The organism is Sandarakinorhabdus sp. (assembly GCF_032115815.1).
Taxonomy (GTDB): Bacteria; Pseudomonadota; Alphaproteobacteria; order Sphingomonadales; family Sphingomonadaceae; genus Sandarakinorhabdus.
This window is the reverse complement of sequence record NZ_JAUMBI010000008.1, coordinates 1-4,521: the sequence shown is the minus strand read 5'-3', so window position 1 is coordinate 4,521 and position 4,521 is coordinate 1. Positions and strand designations below refer to the sequence as shown.

3 protein-coding genes are annotated in these 4,521 nt (G+C 63.6%); all 3 read right to left on the bottom strand.

Features of this window, described 5'->3' with window-relative positions:
- The coding region (locus RT662_RS00375; protein WP_313668183.1) for a SapC family protein at positions 1 to 497 on the bottom strand (497 nt) is incomplete at its 3' end.
- A 17-nt stretch (positions 498 to 514) separates the two neighbouring features.
- Positions 515 to 2,053 (bottom strand): tryptophan halogenase family protein, encoded by a 1,539-nt coding sequence (locus RT662_RS00370; protein ID WP_313668181.1) that lies wholly within the window; start codon positions 2,051 to 2,053, stop codon positions 515 to 517.
- 104 nt (positions 2,054 to 2,157) lie between these two features.
- On the bottom strand, positions 2,158 to 4,521 hold a 2,364-nt coding region (locus RT662_RS00365), incomplete at its 5' end, for a TonB-dependent receptor (RefSeq protein ID WP_313668179.1).

The window sequence follows — 4,521 nt, the reverse complement described above, 5'->3', positions numbered from 1 at the left end:
CTGAGCGCAGCGAAATAGTCGCCGCTGGCACGATAGCCGGCATCAAGTGCGCCCAGCATATCGGCAATCTGCTCGACATGGGGTGTCGGCTGACCACCCGGTTCGAACAGCTTCACGCCCTCATCAGCAGCGGCCCCGCTGCGCGACACGCGCGGGTGATCCATGTCGATATGCACCTGGCCCGGCCCATCGCCTGTCTTGCTGCGGCCAACCAGAAACGGCTGCACCAGCATGGCCAGCGGGCGGTTGGTGGCGTCCCACTGGTCGCCCTCGAGATAGAGATTTTCGCCGGGTTCAAAGCCGAACAGCGCCAGCGCCGAAAACGCGCCGCTGTCATCGTCCTTGCGAAACAGGATGGGATAATCCGTGGCAAGCCGGCGGAATTCGGCCGGCACGGTGAGACAGGCCATCACCGCATCGCCCAGCGCCGCAGCGGGCTGCACAAGCACGCGCAGATCGGCGTGATCGTCGTGGTTCAGGATCTGGTGGCTGGTCATGGCTGTGGTCCGTGTGGTCAGGCGGCTTGGGTCGCGATGGCGGCGAGGTAGGTGCGATTCTCGGGCAAGGCCGATGTCATATGGCGGGCACGATCTTGCACCTCCGCCAAGCGTGCAGCAGCGGCCTTTATGGCGGCGGCGGGCGGCGGTGACTGGAGCAGAGACTGGGGCAGCGGATAGCCCATGCCATACAGGATGTAATGCTGGCTGGCGGCCGGGAACATCTCGTCATACAGGGGGAAATCGCGGGCCGATGGCGGATGCTGGCGCCACAGGATCAGATCTTCAGCCAGTCGTTCCGGGATGGTGGCGGGATCACGCTGCGCCAGCCAATATGGCTCGGTCCGGCGGCTGAGCACATAGTGAAGCTTCAGGAAGGCGATGATGCGATCCCAGCGATAGCGGAACAGTTCATTGAAACGGCGGGCCGCCACCGCCATCGCCTCGTGGCTGCACGGCAGCACATCGGCCAGCGCCCGCGCCGACAGTTCGATCAGCACGATGGCTGAGGCTTCCAGTGGCTCGATGAAGCCGGCGGACAGCCCAACCGCGACGACATTGCCCTGCCAGAAGCGCGCGCGGTGGCCGGTGGCAAAGCTGAGCTTGCGCGGGGCCAAGGCCATCGCATCCGCCCCCGGCACATGGGCGGCGACATGGGCGCGCAGCAAGCTGTCCGCCTCATCATCGCTCATGAAGCGTGAACTGTAGACGCAGCCGATGCCGCGCCGGGTCGGCAGTGCGATGTCCCAGATCCACCCCGCCCGGTGGGCGGTGCCGATGGTTTGCGATGCGACGGGACTGCCCGGCAGCACCGGGACCTGCACGGCCAACGCCGTATCGTTGAACGACACATCTGAACGATCAATCCATTCGACGCCGCAATGACCGCCGATCAGCCGCGCGGCCTGGCCGGTGCAATCGATGAACAGATCAGCCGCCAGTATGCGCCCGTCCTTCAACATCAGGGCCGCGATGTCGCCATTGGCGGCCGCCGTCGTGCCCACCACGTCGGCTGCAACGTGACTGATACCCAGGTTCTGCGTGGCATGGCGGGTGAGCAATCTTGCGAATTTGCCGGCATCGAAATGATAGGCATAGTTCAGCGCACCGGCATAATCCGGCATGGCGCGCTGGCGCGGTGCCAGATGCTGGGCACAGGCGGCGGCCTGTGCGGTCATCGCTTCGGCAAAGCTGGTGCCCTGTGCCTGCGCCGCATGGGCGTGCAGCAGCGCCGCCATCTCACCGGCTGGTGGCAGGGTGAAGGGGTGGAGATAGGAGTCACCAACCTCGCCCGTGACCCAGCCATCAAAGCGTGATCCCTGCTTGAACGATGCATCGCAGGCCCGCAGGAAATCGGCTTCGGCGAGGCCGATGCTTGCCAGCGTCTCGCGCATGGTTGGCCAGGTGCCCTCGCCCACGCCGATTGTCGGGATGTCGGGCGATTCCATCAGGGTGATGGCCAGATCGGGACGCCGGGCCGCCAGCACGCAGGCCGTGAGCCAGCCGGCGCTGCCGCCGCCAACGATCACCACCTGAAATGGCGTGCCATCCCTCACGTTCACCCTCTCCAGAACCTACAGTGGCAGAGCAAAAGAAGAGCCGCAACGCTGGCGCGTGCGGCTCTTCATGCGGCCCGTCGTCCGGGAACGCGTCCTTCGGGTCAGAAGGAGAAGCGCACCCCAGCGGTGTAGCGGGCATAGCCCGGTGCCGCAAAGAACACCGTCTGATCGTTGCGCATGCGGCCGCGACGATCAGCATTGGTGATGTTGATGCCTTCCACGAACGCGGTCAGGCCCTTCTTGAACTCCCAGGACGCGCTGACGTCGAACTGGCCATAGGGATCGACATAGAAGGGATCGAAGCCATAGCCCGACAGGAAGCCATCGCGCCAGTTGTAGGCGACACGGGCCTGGATGCCATTCTTGTCATAGAAGAGAACGGCGTTGGCACTGTCGCTGACCCCGTTCACCGCGAATTGGGTGGCGGTGTAGCGCAGCGTGTTGTCGAAGCGGGTATCGCTGTTGACGATGGTGTAGTTCAGGATGACGCCGATGCCGGTGTCCCAGAAGCTGTGCTGAACGGCGAATTCGAAGCCGTGCAGCTTGGCCACCTGAGCGCTGTTACCCGGGATGGTGGAGGTGAACACCACATCGGGATCGGCGGCCTGGCCGATGACACCGCTGGGCACGCCATTGGTCAGTTGCACCACGCTGGGCCGGTTGACGGCCAGCCATCCCAGAATGGCGGCAAAGTTCGGGTTACCGCCCAGCGCCGTCCGAGCGGCCTGAACCGCTGCGCCTTGCGCCGGGTTCGGCAGATCGAACAACGGCCCTTGGGTTGTGGTGTTGGCGATGAAGTTGCTGACATTCTTGTGGAAGAAGCCAACCGACACATAGGAGTCACGCCCGTAATACCATTCCGCCGACAGATCGATGTTCTTCGACTTGTAAGGCAACAGGCCCGGGTTGCCGCTGCTGGCCGTGCTGCCGCCGTTCGGGCGCAGCGGCTGGGCAACGGTGATGCCGCCCTGCATGCTGGTGTAATCCGGACGCGTGATGGTGTGGCTGTACGAGGCGCGCAGGCGGATGCTGTCGATCGGCGCCAGATCGAAATCGAAGGCCGGCAGCCAGTTGTTGTATTCACCGCGCAAGGTGGTGAAATCCGAGGCACCTCCAAGCACCAGGCCCATTTCATTGTCGGCCACCCAGACGACCCCGGTCGGGATCGGCACCAGCGCCGACGAATTGATCCGGGTCTTTTCATACCGGATGCCCAAGCGCAGGTTGGCGCGCATGTCACCCAGATCGAACTTGTGGGTGGTCTGCAGATAGGGCGCCCAGGTTTCTTCACCGATACGGCGATCGGTTTGATACTGGGCAAGGCACGAACCCGGCACAGTTGTGGCGTTGCAGATGCCAAGCCGGCTTTGCAGCAGATCCACCAGAGCCGCGGTATCGACCTGGAAATAGCTCGGGATGATTGCCGGGTCCTGCGAACCGTTCATGCCCTTCAGGCGCTCGGCGAGCGGGGTCGCGGCATAGAGCGCATCGGGCGTGTCGGCTGCGCTGAGCGTACCACCCCAGCTGTCGTTCTGGATGACGCCGAAGGCCGAACGCACCTTGTTCTCGGTGTAGGTCACACCGAAATCCAGGCTGTCGATGAAATCCGATTCGAAATCATAGCCGCCGCGCAACGACACCTCGTTGATGGTGTCCAGCATGTAGGCATTGCGGAAGCTGTTGCCGGCCGGGCGGATGTTGCTGGCCTGAATGCCCGCACCCGGATGCATGGCAACCGAGATGACCGGCATTTCGGTGGTGAAATCCACCTTCTGGCTGGCGACGCCAAAGATGGCGCTGCCAACCGCGCTGTTGCTGCCGTAAGGCGAAGTCGGCTTGCTTTCCGCCGTCGAATGGTGCGCATCGAGTTCGAGGCGCAGTCCGCCCGGGCCGTCCCACTTGATGTTGCCGCCCAGCGACTTGTTAATGTTGCGGTTGGCCGCCAGTGCGCCGGTGATGGCGAGATCCTTGCCTTCGCCGGCACCGAACCCTTCGGCATAGAAATTGGGACCTGCGGCCGGGCCATTGGTCCAGCTGCTGGACGTGTTGTTGTGGTTGAACCACACGCCGATGCTGTTGGTGCGAGCGTCGATGGTGTTCTGCGAATAGGTGTAGTCCAGCACCATGTTCAGCGTGTCGGTGGGCTTCACCTGCAGCACGACCTGGCCGTTGATGCGTTCACGATCGATGTCGGTGAAATCATAGCCGGCGTTCTGGGTGACCTGATAGGTATCGGTCGGGCCCGGGCGGTTCTGGGTCTTGGCGAAATTGCCGCGCCAGTCATTGGCGTCAACCGGCAGCGAACCCCAGTTGTTCTCGTTGCCCAGATAGCCTTCGCGCCAGCCGGCGTTGAACTGCGCCAGGCTCGCCTTGCGGCGCTGGTAGATGCCCGTGACAAGGATGCCGACGCGATCATCGGCAAAGGTCTTGGACAGGATGCCCGACACTTCCGGGGTCACCTTGGT